We start from the raw sequence: 22375 nt of genomic DNA on the forward strand, positions 1-22375 counted from the left end.
ATCGTGCTGCGGCTCCACCGGTGGGGGGTGTGAGGCGGTACAGGGATTTCAGTCGAAGGAAAGGGGCTGGTGGATTTCCGGTGCGGGCGCGGTGCTGTCCCGGACGATCAATTCGACGGGCAGGACGATGCGCCGGGAATCCCCACCGGATTCGCTGCCGTCCAGCGCGGTGAGGAGTATGTCGGCGGCACGCCGCCCCATCTCGGCGAACGGCTGGCGGACCGTGGTGAGGGCCGGGCGCACATGGGCGGCGGCGTCGATGTCGTCGAACCCGACCACCGACATGTCCTGCGGCACCCGCACACCGGCCGCCGCGAGCTCGTCCAGCACGGTGAAGGCCGCCGAGTCGTGGTAGACGAACAGTGCCGTGGGGCGACGGTCCTGCGGCAGCCGCAGCAACTCGCGGGTGCGGGTGCGGATCACGGCGTCCTGGAAGTCGGTGTCCACGTCCCATTCCGGTACGGGTTCCAGGCCGGCCTCCCGCAGGGCGTCCCGCAGTCCGCGCCGCCGCTCCTGGACGTAGGGATGGTCGAGGGGGCCGAGGATGCTGGCGATCCTGCGGTGGCCGAGGCCGAGCAGATGACGGCCGGCCAGCAGGCCCCCGCTGTAGTTGTCGGCGCCGGCGGCGGGCAGGTCGCTGTCCGCGCCGAGGGTGTCGACCAGGACCATGGCCATCCCGCCGCGGTGCAGCTCGACCAGGCGGTCCAGCGGCTGCTGGTCGTGGGCCACCACGATCAGCCCGGCGCACAGGCCGGAGCTGACGACCCGGTCGATGGCACCTGAGTAGTCACGTTCGTTGGTGCTGGTGAACAGCAGGATCTCGTACTTGGTGTTCTCGACCACCTTCGCTACGCCGTAGTTGATGTCCGCCATGAAGCGCCAGGTCAGGCCCGGCACGATCATGCCGATCAGGCCGGTGTTTCCCCGGGCGAGCGCGGTGGCGGCGAAACTCGGCACGTAGTTGTGCCGTTCCATCACGGCGAGCACCCGGCGTCGTGTCGCCGGGTCCACCTTGGGGCTGTCGTTCAACACCAGGGAAACCGTGGACTTCGACAGTCCGGAGAGCCGGGCGATATCACGGATCGTCAGCTTCGCCATATCGTTCCTCTTTCCGTTGGACTGGTCCAACGAGACGCCGTCAGACAGCTGTTGGACCAGTCCAACGCTGGTTGTGGACCGTATCGATGGACTGGTCCACCGTCAATGCATCGAACAGAGACAGGTTGAGCGGAGCAGGAATCAGATCCCTTCGCCGACGGCCACGGCCCGGTACCGCGACGGTGTGGTGCCGGTGTCACGGCGGAAGGCGGTGGCGAAGTGCTGCGACGGGTACTGGATCTCCCCGCCGATCCTCACCGACGCCGTACTCGACACCGCCGAGCGGGGCATGCGCCGCCATCACCTGGGCGAGGTCGACCATCGGCTGCCCGGTGACCGGGACGGCGGCCACCGGGGATGGCGGCCCGACGACGGCGACGTGCTGCGCAAGAACGACTACGCGTCACTGCGGGTCGACGAACTGGCCCTGCTGGTCCGCCAGTCCGTCATCGCCGGGTGTGCCGCACGGCTCGCCGGGGCCGAGGAGATCCGGCTGTGGCACGACCGACTGCTGCACAAACCGAGCGGATCGGCGCGGCTCGGCCATGTCGGCCGGCACACCGACCGGCAGTACTGGCGTTGCTGCTCCAGCCAGGAGATGCTCACCGCGTGGGTGCCGTTCCACGACATCGGCGAGCGCCATGGCCCGGTGATGTTCGTGGCGGGCAGCCACCGCTCGGACGGGCGGTGGGACTTCAGCTTCTTCGACCAGGATCTGACCACGATCGACCGTGGTGCCGCCGAGCAGGGCCTGCGCATCGTCAGCGCCACCCTCGTCTGGGGACAGGTCAGCTTCCACCACTGCCGGACCATCCACGGCAGCGGCCCCGACCACAGCGGCGAGCCACGCCGGTCGATCGCCATTCATCTTCCGCGGCTGTGGCCCCCGGCACCGTGACCGCACGCTATGTCCAGGGTGCGGGCAACTCCCCGGCCGACGGCCCGCTGCGGCCCGGCTCCAGCCGCCAGGGTCCGATGGAGTCCGCGGCGGAGGCGGGGCCGACGAGGACGCCGGTGAACCGGGAGGGGGGCAGCATCCCTCGGCAGACCCCGGCCAGCGCGCCCGCGTCGACCCGCCGCAGTTCGTCCTGGCGGGCGGCGAGTGCGGCGGGGCCCTGCCGGGCGTCGGGCAGTTCCGCGAGCGCGTCGGCCAGTCCGGCCTGGGATGACCAGGCGATCTGCGCGCTGCCGAGCGCGTAGTCCCGTACGGCGGCCGTCTCCCGCGCGTCGGGCGGCCCTTCCGCCAGCCGCGTCAGTTCGTCCCCGACCGCTTCGGTCAACCGCGGGGCCGTCGGCGCGGCCGTGTCGGCGCACACGATCAGCCGCGGGCCGCCGAGGCCGCTGTCGAGCGACGACCGCACGGTGTAGGCGAGGGCGTCCCGGTCGCGCAGGCGCAGCTCAAGACGCGATCTCGGGGAGCCGCCCAGCATCACGTCGGCCAGGCGCAGCGCGGGCCCTACGGGGCCGTCGCCCATCGGCGCGCCCAGGCACAGATACGCCCGGTCGCCCTCCGCCGTCGGGTGGACGGCGATCGCGCCCGCCGTCCCGGTCCCCGTCGCTCCTGTCGCCCTCGTCGCCCCGGCCGGCTGCGGGCATCCCTCGCGCGCGGTGCCGTCGCCGGTGCCCGCGGTGCCCCAGCCGTCGAAGATGCGCCGTGCGCTGTGCACCGTGGCGTCGGGGTCGAGATCGCCGACGAGGACGAGTGCCGACGACGACGGCAGCAGCCGCTCGGTGCGCAGGGTCCTCACCTCCTCGGCGGTGACGCCGGCGAGCTGCTGCGGGGTCGGCGGTTCCTGCGCCGCCGCGCCCTCGCCGTGCACCCGAAGACGCAGCAGGGCGAGGGCTTGGGCCGCGGGGGTCGCGCGGGCCAGGGCGAGTTGACCGCCGAGGGTGGTCCGCGCCGCCTGTACCTCCTGCTCGGGATGGGTCGCCGCGGTCAGGGCGTCCGCGAGAAGACCCAGCAGGGGGACGAGTCCGCCGCTCAGCACGCCGCCGCGGAGGCTGAGCCGTCCGCCGTGGACGAGGGGAACGAGGTCGCAGCCCAGGCTGCCGAGCGCCGTCTCGATGTCCTGCCGGTCGCGGCCGGGAAGCCCGCGCAGCAGGGTGGCGGCGAGGATCGACGCCCGCGCGGAGAGTCCGGGTACGACGGTGCCGAGGCCGGCGGTGAGGCGCAGTTCGACGCGCGGCACCGTCGGCAGACGGACGGCGAGGACGCGCAGCCCGTTCGGCAGCGTGGCGGCGGCGCTCGGCGGCACGGGCCAGAGGGGCGGCCCGCCGGTCATCGCCGGCCTGCCGGGCGGGGGGTGGCCGCGGTGGCGGGGCCCCGCGGGCTCAGCGTCAGCACGGCCCGGCCGGCGGCCGTCAGCCGCTGTGCCGCACGGGCGATGCCGGCGGCGTCGGTCGCCGCGGCCAGCCGGGACACACGCGTGTGCAGGGCGGCGTCGCCGTGGAGCAGTTCGAAGGTGCCGAGGGAGCGCAGGCGTGCGGGCAGCGAGTCGTGCCGGCGCAGCAGACCGCTGACCCATCGGCGGGTGGTGACGAGCAGTTCCTTCCCGGTGGCCCCGTGCCGTGCCAGCGCCGACAGCTCGGTGTCGACGGCGGTGACCGCCCGCCGGTGATCCGCTCCGGCGGGCTGTGTGATCGTGACGGCGAGAGTCTGCGGGTGGCACGCCTCGAACGGGCCGCCGATCAGCCCGCAGACGGCGGTGACGGCCACGGCGGCGCGCTGTTCGAGCACGAGCCGGTGCCGCAGCCGCCGTTCGAGCACCGCCGCGAGCAGCACATGGGCGAGGTAGCCGGGCAGGTCGGCGGTGGGGTCGGGCAGGCGGTAGCCGATGGTGGTGGCGGGCAGGGGGGCGAGCGGATCGTCGTGCCGCCCGTGCAGCTCGGTCGTCGGCTCCGGCTCGTGCAGCAGCGGCGGCCGGGCGGTCGCGCGGGCCGGGACGGCGCCGAAGTGCCGCAGCACCAGGTCCCGGGCCGTGCCGGTGTCGAAGGCACCCACGACGGTCAGCAGGGCGTTGCCCGGGGCGTAGTGCTGGGCGAAGAAGTCCCGGCACTGCTCGATGGTCGTACGGGCGAGCCCCGCGGCGTCGCCGTACCCGTCGTGGGCGTTGGCGAAGGTGCCGTAGAGCAGGCGTGGCAGGGCGAACTTCGGGAAGCCGCCGTAGGGGCGGGAGGTGACGTTGCGACGGATCTCCTCGGCGACCACGTTCGTCTCGGTGCGCAGTGCCCGCGCGTCGATGCCCGGCCCGCGCATCCGGTCCGCCTCGGTGGCCAGCATGCTCTCCAACGAGCCCGCCGGTCCGACCTGGTGGAAGTCCGTCGTGTCGGGACCGGTCGCGGCGTTGCGGTAGCCGCCGGCCCGTTCGACGGCGTGCGCGCGGTCCGCGCGGTCGGACCGCTGGAACATCAGGTGTTCGAGGAGGTGGGCGAGCCCGCCGTGGCCCGGCGGGTCGGAGCGGAAGCCGACGCGGTAGTGGACGGCGACACCCACACAACTCCCGGTGTGTTCCGGTGCGAGGAGCACGCGGAGCCCGTTGGGCAGCGTGAGACGCCGCAGCCGCGGGTCGGGCACGGCCCCGTCGTCGAAGGCGGGCACGGCATCGTCCGCAAGGACGGTCGGGTCCGGTGAGGTCCGCTGCGGTTCGACAGCGCCCTGAAGGGTCGCGGGGAACGCCGGGACCGGCCAGGACGGCACCGCGGACGACCGACGCCGCGTCGCGGCATTTCCGGCGGAGCGCTCAGGCACGGTCACCGGCGCGCTCCGGCCCGTTCGACCGGCCGCTGTCCCCCGACGAGTTCCCGGTAGGAGCGGCAGCGGTCGAGCAGTTCGTCGTGTGTTCCGGCGTCGAGCCGGCGCCCCTCCTCGATCACGACGATGTGGTCGGCCTGCCGGATGGTGGAGCCGCGGTGGGCCACCATGATGACCGCGCGGTCGCGGGCGAGTTCGTCCACCACGTCCCGCAGCCGGCCCTCGTTGACGCCGTCGAGCTGGGAACTCGGCTCGTCCAGCAGGACGACGGCGGCGTCGCTGAGCAACGTGCGGGCCAGCGCGAGGCGTTGGCGCTGGCCGCCGGACAGGTCCTCGGCGCGTCCCAGGACCGTGTCCAGTCCCTGCGGCAGGTCGGCGACCGCGCGGTCCAGCGCCACGGAGGCCAGGACCTCATGCAGGTGGGCGTCCGCCACGGGGGTGCGCCGGCCGAGTTCCAGGTTCTCCCGGACCGTCCCTTCGACCAGGGCGAACGTCTGGTCCAGATAGGCCACTTGGGCGCGCAGGCGGTCCAGGGGCCACTGTGTGACGTCGTGGCCGAGCACGCGCACGGTGCCGGACTGCGGGAGCAGGAAGCCCTCCACGAGATCGAGTGCGGTGGTCTTGCCCGCGCCTGAGGAGCCGACGAGGGCGGTGATCCCCCGGCGCGGCGCGGTGAAGGACAGTCCGTCGAGGGTGGGCCGGTCCTGGCCGTGGCTGAAGCGGACCTCCTCGAACTGCACGGCGTGCGGCACCTGTCGCGGGTCGGGCCGCGGCTCGTCCGTGACCGCACGGAGCGTACCGGCGGCCGTGGCCCGCGTGTCCTCGGTGGGCAGGGCGAGCGTCTGCTCGATGCGGGTCCCCGCGGCGAAGCCGAGTTGCAGCCGTGCGAAGCCGTTCGCCAGCATGCTGAGCGGGGCCACCAGTTGCAGCAGGTAGAGCAGGAACGCGGCGAACTCGGCGACGCCGATCGCTCCGGAGGCCAGTCGTATGCCGCTGCCCATCACCACCCCGACCAGGGCGAACTGCTGGCCGAGTCCCATGATCGGGGTGACGAACGCCTGCCGTCGGGCCGCGTCGACCGCGGCGCTCGCGGCGGTCTCGGCGCACCCCACGATGCCGGACGCCACCTGGGACTCGGCGCGGTGGGCCTTGATCGTGGGCAGCGCGGCGAGCGCGGAGGTGAAGCGCTGCGCGAGGTCGCCGAGTGCCGCCTGCTGGGCGGCGGTGCTGTGCCGGACTCCCTTCACGAACGCGACGATCGCGAGGCCCGCGACGCAGAAGGTGCCGACGACGATCAGTAGCAGCACCCAGTCCAGGAGACCCATGACGATCAGGGTCGCCGCGGCGGTCAGACAGGCCATCGGCAGTTGCGTGACGCCGATGTCGACGACGGCACGCAGTTGCGCGGAGTCGGACGTGACCCGGGCGACCAGTTCGCCCGCGCCCGCGCGGCGCGCCTCGGGCAGCGGAAGCCGCAGCGCATGGGCCGTGACGCGCTGCCGGACGGTGAGCACGGTGCGCTCCCCTGCCCGGGCCAGGAAGAAGGCCGACAGGGCCGCGGCCACGGCGCCGCTCACTGCGAGCGCCGTCATCAGCAGGACCGAGCCGGTCACGGCACGGTGGCCGGCGAACGCCTCGACGATACGGCGCAGCACCATCGGCACCGCGAGCGTGGCCCCGGTGGCGGCCAGTGCCAGCAGGACCGCGGCGAGGGTGTTGGTCCGGTCGGCCAGCACATGGCGGAACACGCGCAGCCGAGGAGACGCGGCGAGCGGCGGCCCTGAAGCGGACATGGAACGACTCCTCGGTCGGTTACGGAAGGCAGGAGCGTGGACAGCCCTGGTCTACCCGACACCGCCCCCCGCTTGTCAAGGCTTGTCATGTCACTTGACTGACCGCCCGACAAGCCTCACGCTCTTACGTCATGAATGTTGACATCGCTGCGCGGCCGGACGTCGGTCCGCGCCGGAGGTTCTTGCCGACCGACCCGTCCGGTACTCCCGCGGTGGACCGGCTGCTGCTGCGCCTCGGCCTGGGCCGCCTTCTCGGTGCGGGGCTCGCCGCCCACCCCGGCCGCAACGACAACTGGGCGGGACACACCGAGAGCGGCCAGGCGGTCTTCGTCAAGCGCATCGGCGGCGCACCTGCCGAGTCCCTGCGCCGTTTCCGCCGGGTCCTGGCCTTCGAGCGGACCGCCGCGGCGGCGGTGCACCCGATCCGCACCCCGCGCCTGCTCGGCTCGGACGAGAACGCCCGCCTTCTCGTCTTCGAACTGCTGGAAGGGGCAGGCGCCGGCAGCGAGCTGGCCGGTGAGGACGCCTTCGACGAGGCGCTGTCCCGGCGGGCCGGCCGCACCCTGGCCGCCCTGCACGCCCTGCCCGCGGACGGCGCGTTGGAGGTCTCGCCGCCGTCCCTCCCGGCGCAGAGCTGGTTCGAGGCGCTGCCGTGGGCCGTGTTCGGCGCGGCGAGCGCCGGAACACTGGAGGCATGGCGGCTGCTCCAGCAGGACGACGCGCTGCACGGCGCGCTGCGTGCGCTGCGCGACGGGCAGGAAGGCGTGCGCACCACGCCGGTCCACGGCGATGTGCGCCTCGACCAGTTCCTGATCGGCTCCGACGGCGGGCTGATGCTCACGGACTGGGAGGAGTTCGGCCTCGGTGACCCGGCCCGCGACCTCGGCGCGTACGCCGGTGACTGGCTCTACCGCGCGGTCCTGAAGGTACCCTCCGGGCTCCACCCCGGGTCGGCCGCCGAGGCGTCGCACGACCAGGTGGTGCGGGCCGGAGTCGCCGAACTGGACCGCGTGGCCCCGCTCGTGGCCGCCTTCTGGTCGGGTTACACCGCGCTGCGTCCCGAAGCGGCCGCCGATCCGGCCCTGTTGGAGCGGGCGACCGCGTTCGCCGGATGGCATCTGCTCGACCGCCTGCTGGCGTCGGCACTCATGCGGTCCCGGCTGACGGCCGCCGAGCGCGCCGCCGCGGGCATCGGCCGTACCGCGCTCCTCACACCGCAGGCGTTCGTCACCGTACTCGGATGGGGAGGGCGCCTCGCATGACAACCGCCCTGGCACCACGGATCGTTCAGCTGCTGCGCGAGACGCGGCTCGCGCCCGACGGCCGCAGCGCGCTCGTAGGACGGCGGACCCTGAACGGCGACACCCGGCACGCCCTGCGCTCCCAGCTCGCGGAGGAGTTCTACCGGTGCCACCACGTGGGGCGCGCCGGAGAGCCGGAACTGCCCAGGCGGTCCCTGCGCGACCCCGAGTTCGAGCAGCGGCTGCTTGAGGTCATGCCGCACCGCCACACCACGCGCGTCGCTCCGCTGCTGGCCCCGGTGGAGGCGTCGACGGCCACGGTGCTGCTCGACGGCGTCCGGGTGACGCTGCCCGCCGAGCGCGTGGAGGCGGTGGGCGGGGACGGCAGGTCGGCGCGTGTCCGTCTGGACGCCGCGCGGGCAGCGCTGTCCCCGGGGTTCTTCCTGTGCGACGGTTCACGGGAACGCCGTCTGCACTCCACCGGCCTGCTCCGGGTCTATGTGCATGTGACGGACCCCGAGGCCGCGCCGGCCGTCTGGCGGGCCGCGCTCACCGCGCTGGAGGACGAACCGATCCCCTACCGGGCCAAGATCTGCTCGGCGCGTGCGGCCTATCCGCGCCAGGACGGCCTGGTCGTCTATCTGGGCGCGGAGGGCTGGTACGCCGCCGAGCGGATCGTGGAAAGCGTCATCGCCCTGCCCGGTGTGGGCAGTTCGACGTCGGCGTTCGTGCGCGAACTGGCGCCCGGGGTGGGCGCGGCCTGGGAACCCGAGGACCGCCGGCCGGGCATGGGCAAGGTCAGCTTCGGCGAGCACAGGGCCGCCGCGCTCGCGCACGGTCTGCTCCTGCACAACGAGAAGCCGGACGCGTACACCGCCTTCGACGCGGTGCACGAGGCGTTCCTTGAGGCGGGGATCGATCCCGCCGACCCGGCCCGCAACGTCGACTCCCCGCGCGGGGTGCTGCCGCACGCCGCCCCCGCGCGGCAGGCGACGGCACCCTCACGCTGAACGATGGGAACCGGAACCGTGGCGCTGCCCCCTCGTGCCGCCCCCGCCGTGATGGTCCCGCTCCAGCCGGACACCCCCGACGACGTCCTGCCCTTCGCCGAACTCGTCGCGCGCCGCCGCGGCCGGCGCCTGTGGATGGGGCAGTCACTGCGCTGCGACGCCCACCAGCTCTTCGCCCACCTCGCCGGCCGCGGAGTGCGCGTCCCCGTCGGCACGGGCGTCGCGCTGATGCCCCTGCGCACGCCGTACGACGCCGCGTTGCAGGCCCGCTCGCTGGCCCTGATCACCGGGCGTCCGGTGGTGGCGGGGTACGGCACCGCGACACCCGCCTTCGTCGCCTCCCTGCACGGCGAGCCGTACGGCAGCCCGCGCACCGCCGCGGGCGAGTACCTCACCGCCGTCCGCGCGCTCCTGGACGGCGGCGAGGCGGATCTGGAGGGGCGCTACCAGCGGCTGCGCGCCGCCCTGCCGGCCACGGGCCCGCACCCGGCCGTCGAGGTCGGGGCTGGTGTGCTGCGGCCCGCGATGGCCCGGACGGCCGCCGCCGCGGCCGACGTGGCGATCACCTGGCTCACCCCGGCCGACTATGTGCGGGACGTGCTGGTCCCGGCGCTGGCCGAGGGCGCCGGTATCCGGTGCCCGCCGCGGGTGGCCACCGTGGTGCACGTCGCCGTGGACCGTCCCGGCCGGGATCCGGCGCGGCTGGCGGACGCGGTGCTCTCCGGTCATCTGCGGGCCGGCCACTACGTCGACATGCTGCGCCGGGCGGGCGTGCCGCTGCGCGCGTCCGACGAACGGCTGGTCAGGGCGAAGCAGTTGGTGCAGGCCGGGGTGTTCGTGTTCGGCACCGCGGCGCACATCGCACGGGAACTGTCCCGGTACACCGCGGCCGGCGTCGACGAGGTCGTGCTCAACACCGGCGGAGTCCTCTTCGCCCACGGCATGCAGGAAGCGCTCGCCGATGTGGAGGACGTGTTCACCGCGATGGAGGAACTTCATGGCTGACACCGCCGCTACGCGAAGCGCGCCCGCCGCCGAGTCCCCGGCCGGGCACGGGCCGGAACCGGATCAGGCGTACGGGCCGGAACCGGGCCAGGAGCACGGGCCGGAACCGGACCAGGGGCCCGCACCCGGGCGGGCCGCGCCGCCCTTCACAGCCCGGCGGCTGCTGCTGTTCGGCACCGGGGCGCTGAGCGTCGCCTTCCTGCCGTTCTGGCTGAACTGGCTGCGCATCGCCTGTCCTGGCACCCAGGTGCGGGTGGTCGTCACCCGCAGCGCCGAGCGGTTCGTCAGCAGGGCCGCCCTGCGCAGCCTGGCGGGTGACGAGGTGCTGCTCGACGCGTGGCCGGACGGCGCCGACTCGTCGTCGCGGAGCATCGACCACGTCGAACTCGCCGAGTGGCCCGACGCGGTGGCCGTGCACCCGGCCGGTCTGCACTTCCTCGCCAGGTTCGCGCAGGGATCGGCGGACACACCGGTGCTGATGGCCCTGCAGTGCACCCGGGCGACCATCGGGATCGCCCCTGGCCTGCCGCCCGGCGCCGAGCGCGGTCCTGCCTACCGCCGCCACGTCGAGGAACTGGGCCGGTACGACAACGTGCTGATCGCCCCGCCGCACCCGGGGCGCAGCGCCTCGACCGGCAGGAACGACGGCTGGGCCGCGGCGCCGCTGCCCGCCCTCCTCGCCCTGATCGAACGTCATCACGCGCAAGGAGCAGCCGATGGACGGCCTGGACAGGGCTGACGCGGGGACACGGCGCGGGGCGCACGGTCCGCCGGTGGACGGCGGGGACGGCGACGGCGGCGAGGACGCCGACTCCCCCACCGCAGGGCACGCCGTCGCGGTGCCGCCGGAACAAGAAAACGGCGGCGCGCCGACGGCTACGGCGGCTGCTGCTGCGGCTGCGGCTGCGGCTGCGGCTGCGGCTGCGGCTGCGGCGGGTGAACGCGTGATCCGTGTGCTCGGCACCGCCCGGGTCCGCACGACGGTCCTGTCCCGGCCGGACGGTGGTTACGTGTGGCTGCGGCGGCAGGGGCCCGCGCACGGTGCCGTCCTGCCGCGCCCCGACGCCGCCACCGCCGCGTCGCTGTCCGCGCTGTCCCGGGGTGCTCCCGTGCGGCTGGCCCTGGCCGAACCCGGCGAAGCGCAGGGGCTGCGTTATCGCGTTCCCGGTGCGTACTCGGTGGCACGGCTGCTCCGCGACCCCGCGGAACGCGGCCGCGCGGCGGTCCGGGACGCCTTCCACGGCGTCGGTGCCGTGCTGCGGCTGATCCACGCCGCGCCGGCACCGGCGGGGGCCGGGACCGTGCCGCCGGGGCCGGCCCGGCTCGTCCGGTGGCTGCGCTCCGGCGACGGCCCCGGGGCGTCGGCGCGGCTGTACGAGGCTGCCCTCGCGCGGCTCGGGCCGCGCCGGCTGGACCTCGTCCGCGCCTGGGGTGACGGGGCGGCGGACGGACCGGGAGCACGGGTCCTGCTGCATGGCGGCCCGGCCCTCGGCGCCCTGGTCATGCCCTCGGACCTGGGCCGTCCCGCCCTGCTCACCGGAGAGGAACTGACCCTTGGCAGCTGGGAGTTCGACATGGCCTGGCTCCTGGCGGAACTGACGGAGCTGGCACGGGCACGGGAGCGGGGCATCGGCGGCGCCCCGGCGGCGGACTATCCGGCTCTGGCCGCGGCCGTGACGGGCGGCTACGGCCGGCGTCCGTCCCACCGGGCCGTGCGGCGGGCCACCGCCCTGCGGATGCTCACGCACGCGCACGATTTCGCGGCGTACGTCCAGTGGCACGCGGAACTCCTCGCCTATCTCGACCTGGCCGCCGAGTCGGTGGACGCCGCCGAGGACGACACACCGATCGCGGACCCACCCTGACACCGACGCCCTGCCTCACGGGGCGCCCCCGCAAGCCGGGCCCGCGCCGCGGCGGTTCCGCGCCGGCGTGCGCGGCGACGCATGTGCGGCGGTGCGGCGCCGATGTCAGGACCGGCGCCGCACCGGACCGGGCAGCCGCGCGAGCCGCGGCAGGTCCGCGGCACGCCACCACCGTGACCGCCCGGCCGCGCCGCGGCGCGTGCGCGACGGAACGGCGGCGGACGGCTGCGGCGTCAGCGGCCTGCGGCACGGGCAACGCACGGGCTCTGCGCCGCCGGGGCACCAGGCAGGGGCGGCGAGGAGGCACGCCCCGTGCAAGGCGCCGCGCACCACCGCGCCCCCGTTCAGGTGCCGTGTACCACCGCGCCCTCGGCGAGGGCCTTCCAGGCTTCGGCGGCGAGGTCAAGGTTGCCGGAGCGGGTCACCTCGTCCGCGAGCCGCCGTAGTTCCCGTACCGCGCTCTCGAAGGAGCCGGTGGCCGCCTCCGCCTGGTACAGCAGGATCTCCGCGCGGATCCGGTCGTGGAAGCTCAGCGCTCCGGGCTCCTCGACCACGCCGCGGGCAAGTGCGGCGGCGGTGGCGTGGTCCCCTTCGCTGAAGGCGATGCGGGCTTTCAGCGCGCGTACCTCCGTCAGATGCTGCGGCAGGCCGATCATCCGCAGGGCGGACCGCGCCTCGTCGAACCAGGCGACGGCGTCCGGCGCCAGCCGGCCGTGCACGCGCAGGTGCTGAGCGACCGCGGCGAGCCGCAGCCGTGCCCAGGCGAGCAGGTCCCGCTGGGCGTCGGCGCCCGCCACCGCCTCCTCCAGCAGGGCCAGGCTCTCCTGTTCGGCGCCCCGCCGCGCCCGTACGGTGGAGGCCGTCCACAGGATGCGGGTGCGCTGCCCGCCGGACGCGCCGGCGGTCCGCGCAAGGAGCAGGTCGGCGTGTTCGGCGGCCTCGCTGAGCCGGCCGGCCTCCACCTCGGCCGAGGCCAGCACCAGCAGCGCTTCGAGGCTGCCCGCGGCGCCCTCGCCGCCGGCGAGCGCCACCGCCTCCCTGGCGCGCAGGATGGCGCTGTCGACGTCGCCGAGAGCCCGGTCGCACGCGGCCGTGGCGGCCAGCGCATGGGCTTCGAGGACGGTCATGCCCTGCTCGGTGAGCAGCGGCCGGAGCCGCAGCAGGACGCGGCGCTGCTCCTCCCGGTCACCGAGCAGGGCGTGCGCCTTGGCGAGGTGCCACAGGGCCTGCCAGGCCGTGTCCGGCGCGTCGTCCGGCGTCGCGCGGGCGGCCTCCGCCAGGTCCCGCACGGCGTCGGCGGCGTTGCCGTCGTCCAGCGCGGCCATTCCCGAGGCCAGCAGCGACACGGCCCGGTCGCCGCCCGGGGCACCGGCGAACGCCCGCACGTCGACGCCGAGGCGCTGCGCGAGATGAGCGGCCGCCGCCTCGGTCGGCGGGCGGTCCCCCGACTCCAGCCGGGAGACATAGCTGGCGGACACGCCCGGTCCTGCCAGGTCCGCCTGCGACAGGCCCCGTTCGATCCGGAGCCTGCGCAGCAGGCGTCCGAAAGCCGGCTGGCTCAACATGTTCAACGGCGGATCCACCCCTCCTGCAAGCCGCACCCACGAGGTGTCACGCATTTTGACACACACCCGGGCGCCCGTGACCGCGCGTGCCGGCCCAGGGCCGGAAGCGCCCTCGCCGGGACGCACGGCCCCGGAGGCGCGGCGCCGCGCCTCCGCGCCACCCGACCTCGCCGCCATGACAGACTTGTCATCATCCTTGACAGGCGCGTGTCATCGGATGGTAGAACTGAACCGCGCCCCACACCAGTGGAGTTGAGCGTGGAGCGCAGCACCGATGACACGATCCGACAAGGAGACCTCATGTCCGCTCAGGACCTCATGAACGGCTACGCCCAGTACACCGACGCGGAGGAGCTTGCCGCGCAGATCGTCGCCGCCCCCGCGCAGGAGTCCAGCCCGCTCTGCATCAGCTTCATCACCGGGGTCTCCCTCACGGTGACGGCCGAGCACGCCTGCTGACCTCACCCGCGGACGGCGTAGACAGACACAGGGGCGGGGAGCCGAACGGCTCCCCGCCCCTCCTGCATGCCGCCCCTACGCCGAGGCGGGGCGTGCGGGCCTATGCGCGCTGCGGGGGTGTGAGGCTCGCATGCAGGGCGACCGCCCGGCCCGCGCCCGTCAGGTGTCCCTTGAGAGCGAAACTGTGTCCGGCCATGGCCGCCGCGTAGCGGGCCTCGGCCAGGCGACCGCCGCGCCTGGCCACCTCGGCCCGGTCGAGCAGGGCGACGGCCAGGGCGGTACGGGAGTCGGTGCCGGTGGCGGCGGCGACCGCACGGTCCGCCAGGGCAGCCGCCTGCTCGGTGCGGCCCCGCGCCGCGGCGATCCTGGCCCGCAGGCCGTTCAGGTCGGCGAGCGCGGGTGCCGCCGCGGCCGATGCCGGGTCGCCGCCGCCCTTCACTGCGCACAGGCGCAGCGCCGCTTGCTCGGGGCGGTTCGCGTCCAGGAGCAGCCGGGCGGCGCTGCGCGCCCACACCGGCCCGAGCCCACCGGCAAACGGCCCGGGCCCCGCACATCCCGACTCGGGGGCGCGCGACGCCGGTCCCGGAGCCTCAGCGGCCCAGGCGGCGAACAGCGCGGCGACCGCGGCGGCGCCGGGCGGCGCCGGCCGGGCGGCGGCGCGCCGCACGACCGCGAGGCAGGCCCGCGCCTCGGCCCGGCGCTCCCGCATCGCCCACAGCACCGCGAGCGGGCCGTTGAGCGCCGCGACGACCTCCGGCAGTTCGGCCCCGTGCCGGTCGAGCAGGCCCAGGATGCGCTCGACCGCGACGGCGGCCGGCTCCGGTCCGTGCCACAGCGACACACCGAGCATCGTCACCGCCAGCGCCCGGTCACGTCCGGCGTCGCGGTGCCGGGTGCGTTCGATCGCCTCGGCGAGCAGGACGCCGGCCCGCGCGTGGCCGCCCCGCGCCTGCGCCGCGCGCGCTTCGCGGATGAGCGCGGCGGCGGGCCCGCGGGCCTTGCCCGTTCCGGCGGCGGGCCGGCCGGGAAGCGGAGCGGCACCGGTGGCACCCGCCGCCACGGCCAGCATCGCCCACCGCGCCTGCGCGTCCCGCGGCGAGGGGCATGCCGTCAGCTCTGCGAGGTCCACTGCGCGGATCCTCCCCGTCTGTGCGTGCGCCGCCGTCCCGCCACCGCGTTCCGGGGGCCGTCGTGGGGTGATTCGGCCATACCTGTCCTCACCTTTCCCGCTGCCGCCCACAGGGGCGCACATCAGCTGAGATGAATGACGTGACGCCGAAGATTTATATCAGAACAGGTGCGCGTCATGTGCCGATCCGGTCGATGGCGTACACAACTTGCCTGCGGAACACCGCACTTGCGGCCGAGAGCCACGATCCGGACCGGCGCGGAAAGCGTCCGCGCCGCCGCGAGCGCGGCCGGTCGGGAACCGCGGCCCGCGGGGTGGCGTCCACCAGATCGCCGGGCTCCCGCGACCCGGCCCCGCACCCGCGCCCTACACTTCCGGAGGTTCTACGTGCCCGCTTCCACCCCGGCCACCACGGGAGCCGGCCGCCGTGCCCGCGGCCCCCGGCCGCGACAGCTCTTCGCGCTCGCTCTCATGGCCGTCGCGATCGGCCTGCTGTCGCACACCGACGGCGGACCGCGCTTCTGGCTGGGGGCGTCGGTGGGCGCGGCGGGTCTGATCGGCTGTGTGGTGAGCTTCGACGGCGCGCGCGGCTGGGGGCAACTCGCCCTCGGCTTCCTCGCGTTCTGCGCCGGGGCCCTGTTCCTCGGGCAGGTCCTGATGGCCCTGTTCACCTGACATGAGCCGCGTGGCGTTCAAGCGCCACCGCCGCGGCGAGGGACGGCGCCGCGGGCCGGTCCGGCCGGCGCCGCGGCGGCGCGTCGGACGGCCGGGGGTCGGGCGGCCGGGGGTCGGACGGCGGGGTGTCACGCCTCCTGGTGGCCGGCCCACCAGCCCAGGACATGGCCGATATGACGGACCATCAGCCGCTCGCATTCCTCGGCCTCCCCCGCCTCCAGGAGGTTCAGCAGGTCCAGGTGTTCACGAGCCGACGCCTGGAGTTCCTCCGTCGCCACCAGATTCGCCAGGCCCGTCAGGCGGGTCCGGGCACGCAGGTCGGCGACGATGTCGTGCAGCCTCGGATTGCCGGCCAGCTTCAACAGCGTGAGGTGGAAGGCCGTGTCGGCCTGGAGGTAGTGGGTCAGGTCGGCATCGCGGGCGCCCCGCACGATCTCCTCGGCCAGGGAGCGCAGGCGGGTCAGGTCGGCCTCGGCGAGTCCTCCCGCGAGTCGCCTGACCGCCGGCGCCTCCAGCAGCTGGCGTACGTCGACGATCGAGCGCAGTTCGTCCTCGCTCACCGCGGTGACGCGGAAGCCCTTGTTGCGGACGATGTCGACCATGCCGCGCTTGGCCAGGTTGAGCATCGCCTCTCGGACGGGTGTGGCCGAGACACCGAAGCGAGCGGCCAGGGTCGGGGCGGAGAACACCTCCCCGGCAGGCATCTGACCCGAGACGATGGCGGCGGCGATCGCCTCCTCGACCCGCTCACGCAGGCTGCTGGCGGGCGCGAGCGGAGCCAGAGAGTCACTGTCCGCGGTCACCATGAATATCCCCATCACCAATCAACGACCGAGCTCTGTCCCCCAGTGCAATGGCACATCTTACCGATGGCGTGCCTCCCTCCGCCGGGGCCTGTCCGTTTCCGCCAGGCGGCGCGTCCGACGCGTCACGCTGCGTGACCCGGCGGGGATCCGGTGTGGGTGGCGACCACCATGTCGAGGGCGGCGGCCGGCACGCCGCGGCCGTCGGCGCGGGGCCAGTGCACGGTGAGTTCGTCGAATCCCGCCGCCGCCACGTCCTCGGCGAATCGCCGATAGGTGTCGGCGTCCTCGAACGGGCGGGCCTCGTCGAGCGCCACTTGCGCGATGCGCCGGATCCGCCTGCCGGGTGCCACCTCGCTGATCGCCGTGTCCAGACGCGTGCTCTGCTCCGCGATCGCCGCCAGCCACTCCCGCGGCGCCGGGGACTGGCGGTACGGCCCGTACGTCACCCAGGCCGCGCCCAGGCGTGCCGCCAGCCGCATGCTCCGCGGGCCCGTCGCGGCGACGGTCAGCGGCACCCGGGGTCGTTGCACACAGCCCGGGATCATGCGCGCGTCCTCGGCGCTGTAGAAGGAGCCACGGAACTGCGTGCGGTCCTGCTCCAGCAGGGTGGCGAGCAGTGTCGCCCACTCCTCGAACCGGTCGGCGCGCTCCTTGCGGGACGCCGGCGGCCGGCCGAGCACGCGTGCGTCCGCGTCCTCCGCGCCCGCTCCTATGCCCAGTTCCAGCCGTCCCGCGGCGACATGGTCGAGGGTCATGACCTCCTTGGCGAACGGCACCGGATGACGGAAGTTGGGCGTCGCCACCTGCGCGCCGAGCCGCACGGCGGACGTCGCCGAGGCCGCCGCCGCGAGCAGGGGCACCGTGCCGAACCAGGGGCCGTCGGCCAGGTCGCGCCAGGACAGGTGATCGTACGTCCAGACCGTGCGGGCGCCCGCCTGCTCCGCGTCGCGGACCCGGGCGATGAACTCCGCCGGCGCCTGGTCCGGCAGGATCAGGCAGGACAGGGCGGGAACCGTCACGTGGGCACACCCCCCTGAACGACGGTGCGCTTCCTCGTCCCGTTCCACAGCAGCGTCTCGTCGTCGGTGAGCCGGCCGTCCAGCAGGAGCAGGTCGGCGGTCGCGCCCACCTCGATACGGCCCAGGTCGGGCCGGCCCACGAGGTCCGCGTTGACCCGGGTCGCCGAGCGCAGGGCCGCCTGCCAGCCGATGGCCTCGGCCTGCAGTTCAAGGCCGCGCAGCTGGTCGTCTTCCAGGTCTGCCATCAGGTCGGTGCCGAATCCGACGCGTACCCCGGCCGCCTGGGCCCGTTGCACCGCCCTGAGGCCAAAGTCCAGCACCTCGGCGTTCTTGGCGCGCTGCACGGGGCTGAGGGCCACTTCCTGCCAGCGCCGGGCCATCGCGTCGTAGGCCACGAGGGTCGGTACCAAAAAGGCCCGCGCCGCGGCCATCGCGGCGGCCGTGTCCTCGTCCAGCAGGTTGCCGTGCTCGATGGAGCGCACCCCGTTGGCCACGGAGTGCCGGATCGCCTCGGGTGAGTAGGCGTGGGCGGCGACGTAGCTGCCGCGGCGTCGGGCCTCTTCGGTGACCGCCTGGATCTCCTCGGCCGAGTACTGGGGCACCCGGATCGGGTCGGTGGGCGACACCACACCGCCGGAGGTCATGATCTTCAGGGCGTGCGCGCCGCGGCGGAACCGGTCGCGCGCGGCGACCCGCAGGGCGTCCACTCCGTCGACGACCTGGTTCATGGGCCCGGAGTGGAAGCAGATGTCGGTGTCGGCGGCGCGCGGGTCGCCGTGGCCGCCGGTCTGGCTCATGGCCGGGCCGGTCCACAGGTACCGGGGGGACTCGATCAGTCCCGCGGTGATCGCCTGGTCCAGGCCCGCGTCGCCACCGGCGACGTCACGGACCGTGGTGAACCCGCGGCGCAGCGCCCGGCGCAGCCTGCGGGCGCCGGCCAGCGCCACGAAGCTGAGGGGCGCGTGCTCCAGCCGCCAGGCGTCGAGGCTGGTCGCGTAGGCGTGGAAGTGCGCGTCGATGAGGCCCGGCAGGAGCGACGCTCCGGCGGCGGCGAGTGTCCGTGCGGCCGTGTGGCCGTGGCCCGCGCCGGGGCCGACGGCCACGATCCGCCCGTCGTGCACGACGACATCGGCTTCGACGGGCTCGCCCTCGTGCAGCAACGCGTCGGTGATGAGGAGGTCCACGGCGGTCATCGGGCCGCCCGCAGCCGTGCCGTGGCCGGCTCGTCGACGGCCCACGGATGCTCGGTGATCACGACCCCGTAGGCGGACCGGGCCGCCTCGACGGACACGAGGCCGTCGATCACGTCCTCCAGCACCTTCGCGGGCTCGCGTTCGAAGGCCGGTCCGTAGCCGCCCCCGCCGCCGGTGATGTTGGCGAGCACGTCCCCCGCGGCGAGCGAGTTGTAGCTGCCGCGGGTGACGACCTCCCGGTCGGTGCCCGGGTTGAGCACGATGCGGGCGGGGGTCGCGGGGTCGCCGCCGGCGATCGGCCAGGGTGCCGACTTGGTGCGGTAGACCAGAGCGATACCGGTGGAGGGCGCGGTGAACCGGTAGACGCGCTGGACGCCGACGCCGCCGCGATGCCTGCCCGGGCCCGCCGTGTCGGGCACATACCCGTAGTGCTCGATGAACATGGGCGACTTCTGTTCCAGCACCTCGACCGGGTTGTTGCGGCACCCCGGCTCGGACAGGTGCATGATGCCGTCTTCTCCGTCGCCGCCGGCGTGGCCGCCGAACCCGACGGCCTCGTTGGTCGCTTCGAGCCAGTCCCGGCCCGTTCGCGGGTTGGTGCCGAGGCCCATCATGGAGGAGACGTCGCCGCCGGAGCAGGCCGGAATGCGCTCCGGCATGCCCTGCGCCAGCGCCTTCAGGATGACTTCGCCGGCGAGCAGGCCGGTCCACAGGGTGAACGTGGGCATCGGCGGCACGGCGTGCATGACGCTGCCGGGGTCGGTGACCACCCGCAGCGGTGCGAAGTTGCCGGCCACCACCGGGGTGTCCGGCGTGGTCAGTGCCTTGAACACCAGGCTGGAGAGCGCGATCGTCTGGCCCACCGGCAGATTGATGGGGCCGCGTACGTCGCGTTCGCTTCCGGTCCAGTCGACGACGAACTCGTCCTCGGTGATGGTGACCGTGGCCTTGAGCAGAATCTCGCGGTCGGTGTCGACGCCGTCGGAGTCGACGATGTCGGTGGCGCTCCAGGTGCCGCGTGGCAGGTGGGCGAGGGCCAGCCGGGCCAGCCGCTCCCCGTGGTCGTTGATCGACCGCATCGCGGAGACCAGGACGTCGGCGCCGTGCTTGGCGGCCAGTTCCTGGGTGCGCCGCACACCCGTCACACAGGCCGACACCTGGGCCTGCAGATCTCCGATGGTCCGCTCGGGCATCCGCGAGTTGAACCGGATGATGTCGAAGATCTCCTGGTTGGGCGTGCCGGCGCGGTAGAGGCGCGAGCCGGGGAAGAACATGCCCTCCTGATACATGTCGGTCGAGTCGAGCACATACCCGGGGTTCTTCTGCTTCAGGTCGAGCACGTGGATACGGCACGAGGCGAAGCCGATCAGCTGCTCGTCGGCGTGGATGGGCGCGAACACGAGGGTGTCCAGGGTGTGCGCCGACGACCAGTAGGGGTAGTTCAGCAGGAACACATCGCCGGGGGCCATGTTCTCGGCGCCGAGGTGCTCGATCGCCCGGTGGATGCCATGGTCGTTGCCGCGTGTGAAGATCGCGATGCCGGGGGCGTCGGCGACCACGTCGCCGTTGGCGTCGTGCACTCCGATGCCGTAGTCGTGGATCTCGTAGACGACGGTGTTGTACGCCGTGCGGCACAGGTTGCGGGCCATCTCCTCGGCGGTGGCGAGCAGCGCGTGCCGAATGACCTCAAGGGTGATCGCGTCGGTCACTGGTCCTTCTCCTCGGCCTTGACGCTGATGACGAGTTCGCCGTGTTCGGCCACGCGCAGCCGGTCGCCGGCGTGCAACACGGTGGTGGCGGTGTGCTCGGCGACCACGGCGGGGCCCTCGATCACATCGCCGACCAGCAGCGGCTCCCGGGTGACCAGGCGGTAGGGCACACCTGTGTCGGAGTGGGCGAACACCTGGCGCCGGCCCAGCTCCGGCGGCTCGCCCTCGGTGCGCTCGGGATGCAGGGGCCAGGCGGGTTTGTCGACCAGGCCGACGGCGCGCAGCCGCAGCGTCACGATCTCGACCGGGTCGTCCATGACATGGCCGTAGAGCCGTTCGTGGAGCGCGCGGAAGCTCTGCGCGAGGCCGTCGGCGACGTTCTCGTCCGGGTAGGGCACGGTCGCCGCGTGTTCCTGTCCGGCGTAGCGCAGGTCGACGGAGCGGTGCAGGGCGCGCTGGTCGGGGGCGAAGCCCTCTTCGCCGAGGGCGGTGCCGGCCTCGGCCTCCATCGCGGTGAACGCCTCTTCGAAGTACGCGTCCGGGGTGGCGGCCAGGGGCAGCACGTCGGTGCGCGCGTAGTCGTGCTGTACGTCGGCCATGAGCATGCCCAGCGCGGAGAACGCGCCCTGTCCCGGCGGCACGATGACGGTCGGGATGCCGAGTTCACGGGCCACGTCCACGGCGACCAGGCCGCCGCCACCGCCGAACGAGAGCAGCGCGAAGTCCTTCGGATCGCGGCCGAGTTCGACGGTGATCGCCCGGACCGCGCCGACGATCTTGGTGGTCGAGATCCGCACGATGCCGCGGGCCACCGTGTGCAGGCTCATGCCGAGCCGGTCGGCGATCGGCTGCAACGACTTGGCCGCGAGGTCGTGGTCGAGCACCAGCGAACCGCCGAGCGGCACGTCGGCGCCCATGTAGCCGAGGATCAGGGCGGCGTCGGTGAAGGTGGGCTGGGTGCCGCCGCGCCCGTACGCGGCGGGTCCCGGCATGGCCCCGGCGCTCTGCGGGCCGACCTGGAGCGCGCCGGCCGCGTCCAGCCAGGCGATCGAGCCACCGCCCGCGCCGATGGTGTGGATGTTCAGGGACGTGGTGTTGATGGGCAGGCCCTCGAACTCGGCGCCCTGGTGCAGCACCGGCTCGCCGTCGAGCACCAGCGAGGCGTCCAGGCTGGTGCCGCCCATGTCGATGGTGATCAGGTTGGGGATGCCGATCGCCTCGGCCAGGGAGGCGGCGCCCACGACACCGCCGGCCGGACCGGACAGGATCAGGTTGACCGGCTGCCGGGTCGCCGCGGTCGCGGTCATCGCGCCGCCGCCGGAGCGCGACATGAGGAACCGGCCGGTGAAGCCGCCCTCGTCCAGCCGCCTGGTCAGGGCTTCGAGATAGGTCCGCATGATCGGTTTGATGTACGCGTCCAGTACGGCCGTCGAGGTGCGCTCGTACTCCCGGTACTCGCCGGACAGTTCGTGCGAGAGCGTCACTTCGACGCCGGGTGCGATCTCGTGCAGCACCTCGCGCATGGCGAGTTCGTGGGCGGGGTTCGCGTACGAGTGCAGGAAGGCGACCGCGACCGCCTGATAGCCGCCGGCGGCGATCTCGGCGGCGACCGAGCGCGCGCCGGCCTCGTCGAACGGTGTCGCGACGCTGCCGTCGAACAGCGAACGCTCGACCACTTCGAAGGTGTCCCGCCGCCTCAGCAGGGCCTCCGGCTTGCGGTAGGTGAGCGCGTACATCGGCCGCCGGTCGGTGCGTCCGAGCAGATACACATCGCGGAAGCCCGCGGTGGCCACCACCGCCACCTTGGCTCCGGTGCGCGTCAGCAGCGAGTTGAGGCCGAGGGTGGAGCCATGGTTGAAGGTGGTCACCTCGCTCAGCTGGGCCTCGGCGGCGGCGAAGGCCGCCAGCACCCCCTTGGTGGGTTCGGCGGGGGTGGTGGCCACCTTCTCGAACCGCAGCTCCCCGGTGTGCGGGACGAGTTTCACCACATCGGTGAAGGTGCCGCCGACATCGATGGCGACGCGTACTTCAGCCATGTCGAACCTTTCTGCGTTCGG

19 protein-coding genes are annotated in these 22375 nt (G+C 73.9%); 8 read left to right on the plus strand and 11 right to left on the minus strand.

All coding sequences use genetic code 11. The features are described 5' to 3' along the window. Window positions 1-48: 48 nt before the first annotated feature. A complete protein-coding gene (locus tag AC27LF_RS17705; protein ID WP_479659483.1) occupies window positions 49-1098 on the minus strand; it encodes a LacI family DNA-binding transcriptional regulator in 1050 nt (349 codons plus the stop codon). A gap of 193 nt (window positions 1099-1291) precedes the next feature. On the opposite strand from AC27LF_RS17705, the gene AC27LF_RS17710 reads away from it, so the two are divergent. Next, window positions 1292-1996 carry a phytanoyl-CoA dioxygenase family protein gene (locus AC27LF_RS17710; RefSeq protein WP_479659484.1) on the plus strand — a complete coding sequence of 235 codons (705 nt, stop codon included), beginning with the start codon at window positions 1292-1294 and terminating at the stop codon, window positions 1994-1996. Window positions 1997-2003: 7 nt separating this feature from the next. On the opposite strand, the gene AC27LF_RS17715 is transcribed toward AC27LF_RS17710, so the two are convergent. The 3 genes from AC27LF_RS17715 to AC27LF_RS17725 all read right to left on the minus strand — a co-directional run bounded on the left by AC27LF_RS17715 (window position 2004) and on the right by AC27LF_RS17725 (window position 6642). Further along, entirely contained in the window at window positions 2004-3353 is a 1350-nt protein-coding gene (locus tag AC27LF_RS17715; RefSeq protein WP_479659485.1) for a M16 family metallopeptidase, read from the minus strand. 23 nt (window positions 3354-3376) lie between these two features. Beyond that, window positions 3377-4696: a M16 family metallopeptidase gene (locus AC27LF_RS17720; RefSeq protein ID WP_487231272.1), complete on the minus strand. Its 1320-nt coding sequence runs from the start codon at window positions 4694-4696 to the stop codon at window positions 3377-3379. A 152-nt stretch (window positions 4697-4848) separates the two neighbouring features. Next, a complete protein-coding gene (locus tag AC27LF_RS17725; RefSeq protein WP_479659487.1) occupies window positions 4849-6642 on the minus strand; it encodes an ABC transporter ATP-binding protein in 1794 nt (597 codons plus the stop codon). A gap of 131 nt (window positions 6643-6773) precedes the next feature. On the opposite strand from AC27LF_RS17725, the gene lxmK reads away from it, so the two are divergent. From lxmK to AC27LF_RS17750, 5 genes are all read left to right on the plus strand, one after another. Continuing rightward, window positions 6774-7904 carry a class V lanthionine synthetase subunit LxmK gene (gene lxmK, locus AC27LF_RS17730; protein WP_479659488.1) on the plus strand — a complete coding sequence of 377 codons (1131 nt, stop codon included), beginning with the start codon at window positions 6774-6776 and terminating at the stop codon, window positions 7902-7904. Beyond that, entirely contained in the window at window positions 7901-8893 is a 993-nt protein-coding gene (locus AC27LF_RS17735) for a T3SS effector HopA1 family protein (RefSeq protein ID WP_479659489.1), read from the plus strand. The genes lxmK and AC27LF_RS17735 overlap by 4 nt, the downstream gene beginning before the upstream one ends. Window positions 8894-8896: 3 nt before the next feature. After that, on the plus strand, window positions 8897-9898 hold the full coding sequence (locus AC27LF_RS17740; protein ID WP_479662975.1) for an LLM class flavin-dependent oxidoreductase: 1002 nt from the start codon (window positions 8897-8899) through the stop codon (window positions 9896-9898). Next, the gene (locus AC27LF_RS17745) at window positions 9891-10637 is read left to right on the plus strand and encodes a flavoprotein (protein WP_479659491.1); all 747 of its coding nucleotides are present in this window, start codon (window positions 9891-9893) and stop codon (window positions 10635-10637) included. The genes AC27LF_RS17740 and AC27LF_RS17745 overlap by 8 nt, the downstream gene beginning before the upstream one ends. Window positions 10638-10842: 205 nt before the next feature. After that, the gene (locus AC27LF_RS17750) at window positions 10843-11763 is read left to right on the plus strand and encodes a hypothetical protein (RefSeq protein WP_479659492.1); all 921 of its coding nucleotides are present in this window, start codon (window positions 10843-10845) and stop codon (window positions 11761-11763) included. A 344-nt stretch (window positions 11764-12107) separates the two neighbouring features. On the opposite strand, the gene AC27LF_RS17755 is transcribed toward AC27LF_RS17750, so the two are convergent. Continuing rightward, a complete protein-coding gene (locus tag AC27LF_RS17755; protein WP_479659493.1) occupies window positions 12108-13328 on the minus strand; it encodes a helix-turn-helix domain-containing protein in 1221 nt (406 codons plus the stop codon). Window positions 13329-13628: 300 nt separating this feature from the next. On the opposite strand from AC27LF_RS17755, the gene AC27LF_RS17760 reads away from it, so the two are divergent. Further along, window positions 13629-13787, plus strand: coding sequence for an LxmA leader domain family RiPP (locus tag AC27LF_RS17760; protein ID WP_479659494.1), 159 nt, complete (start codon window positions 13629-13631; stop codon window positions 13785-13787). A 100-nt stretch (window positions 13788-13887) separates the two neighbouring features. Here the strand turns inward: AC27LF_RS17760 and AC27LF_RS17765 are convergent, their stop codons facing one another. Beyond that, window positions 13888-14916 carry a hypothetical protein gene (locus tag AC27LF_RS17765; protein WP_479659495.1) on the minus strand — a complete coding sequence of 343 codons (1029 nt, stop codon included), beginning with the start codon at window positions 14914-14916 and terminating at the stop codon, window positions 13888-13890. Between the two features lie 387 nt (window positions 14917-15303). Here AC27LF_RS17765 and AC27LF_RS17770 point away from each other — a divergent pair, with 387 nt between their 5' ends. Further along, window positions 15304-15591 carry a hypothetical protein gene (locus AC27LF_RS17770; RefSeq protein WP_479659496.1) on the plus strand — a complete coding sequence of 96 codons (288 nt, stop codon included), beginning with the start codon at window positions 15304-15306 and terminating at the stop codon, window positions 15589-15591. A 128-nt stretch (window positions 15592-15719) separates the two neighbouring features. Here AC27LF_RS17770 and AC27LF_RS17775 read toward each other — a convergent pair whose 3' ends face one another. The 5 genes from AC27LF_RS17775 to AC27LF_RS17795 all read right to left on the minus strand — a co-directional run bounded on the left by AC27LF_RS17775 (window position 15720) and on the right by AC27LF_RS17795 (window position 22354). Beyond that, entirely contained in the window at window positions 15720-16397 is a 678-nt protein-coding gene (locus AC27LF_RS17775; RefSeq protein ID WP_479659497.1) for a GntR family transcriptional regulator, read from the minus strand. Window positions 16398-16519: 122 nt separating this feature from the next. Beyond that, entirely contained in the window at window positions 16520-17416 is an 897-nt protein-coding gene (locus AC27LF_RS17780) for an LLM class flavin-dependent oxidoreductase (RefSeq protein WP_479659498.1), read from the minus strand. Beyond that, on the minus strand, window positions 17413-18609 hold the full coding sequence (locus tag AC27LF_RS17785) for a metal-dependent hydrolase family protein (RefSeq protein ID WP_479659499.1): 1197 nt from the start codon (window positions 18607-18609) through the stop codon (window positions 17413-17415). The genes AC27LF_RS17780 and AC27LF_RS17785 overlap by 4 nt, the downstream gene beginning before the upstream one ends. Then, the gene (locus tag AC27LF_RS17790; protein ID WP_479659500.1) at window positions 18606-20318 is read right to left on the minus strand and encodes a hydantoinase B/oxoprolinase family protein; all 1713 of its coding nucleotides are present in this window, start codon (window positions 20316-20318) and stop codon (window positions 18606-18608) included. Before AC27LF_RS17790 ends, AC27LF_RS17785 begins: the two co-directional genes overlap by 4 nt. Then, window positions 20315-22354 carry a hydantoinase/oxoprolinase family protein gene (locus AC27LF_RS17795; RefSeq protein ID WP_479659501.1) on the minus strand — a complete coding sequence of 680 codons (2040 nt, stop codon included), beginning with the start codon at window positions 22352-22354 and terminating at the stop codon, window positions 20315-20317. The genes AC27LF_RS17790 and AC27LF_RS17795 overlap by 4 nt, the downstream gene beginning before the upstream one ends. Window positions 22355-22375 lie beyond the last annotated feature (21 nt).

This window comes from Streptomyces diversicolor, assembly GCF_057537855.1.

Bases quoted from the DNA above. Each gene is read 5' to 3' on its own strand.
- AC27LF_RS17725 (WP_479659487.1), bottom strand. From the start codon at position 6,642: ATGTCCGCTTCAGGGCCGCCGCTCGCCGCGTCTCCTCGGCTGCGCGTG.
- AC27LF_RS17705 (WP_479659483.1), bottom strand. From the start codon at position 1,098: ATGGCGAAGCTGACGATCCGTGATATCGCCCGGCTCTCCGGACTGTCG.
- AC27LF_RS17740 (WP_479662975.1), top strand. From the start codon at position 8,897: ATGGGAACCGGAACCGTGGCGCTGCCCCCTCGTGCCGCCCCCGCCGTG.
- AC27LF_RS17760 (WP_479659494.1), top strand. From the start codon at position 13,629: ATGTCCGCTCAGGACCTCATGAACGGCTACGCCCAGTACACCGACGCG.
- AC27LF_RS17795 (WP_479659501.1), bottom strand. From the start codon at position 22,354: ATGGCTGAAGTACGCGTCGCCATCGATGTCGGCGGCACCTTCACCGAT.
- AC27LF_RS17745 (WP_479659491.1), top strand. From the start codon at position 9,891: ATGGCTGACACCGCCGCTACGCGAAGCGCGCCCGCCGCCGAGTCCCCG.
- AC27LF_RS17755 (WP_479659493.1), bottom strand. From the start codon at position 13,328: ATGTTGAGCCAGCCGGCTTTCGGACGCCTGCTGCGCAGGCTCCGGATC.
- lxmK (WP_479659488.1), top strand. From the start codon at position 6,774: ATGAATGTTGACATCGCTGCGCGGCCGGACGTCGGTCCGCGCCGGAGG.
- AC27LF_RS17775 (WP_479659497.1), bottom strand. From the start codon at position 16,397: ATGGTGACCGCGGACAGTGACTCTCTGGCTCCGCTCGCGCCCGCCAGC.
- AC27LF_RS17735 (WP_479659489.1), top strand. From the start codon at position 7,901: ATGACAACCGCCCTGGCACCACGGATCGTTCAGCTGCTGCGCGAGACG.
- AC27LF_RS17785 (WP_479659499.1), bottom strand. From the start codon at position 18,609: ATGACCGCCGTGGACCTCCTCATCACCGACGCGTTGCTGCACGAGGGC.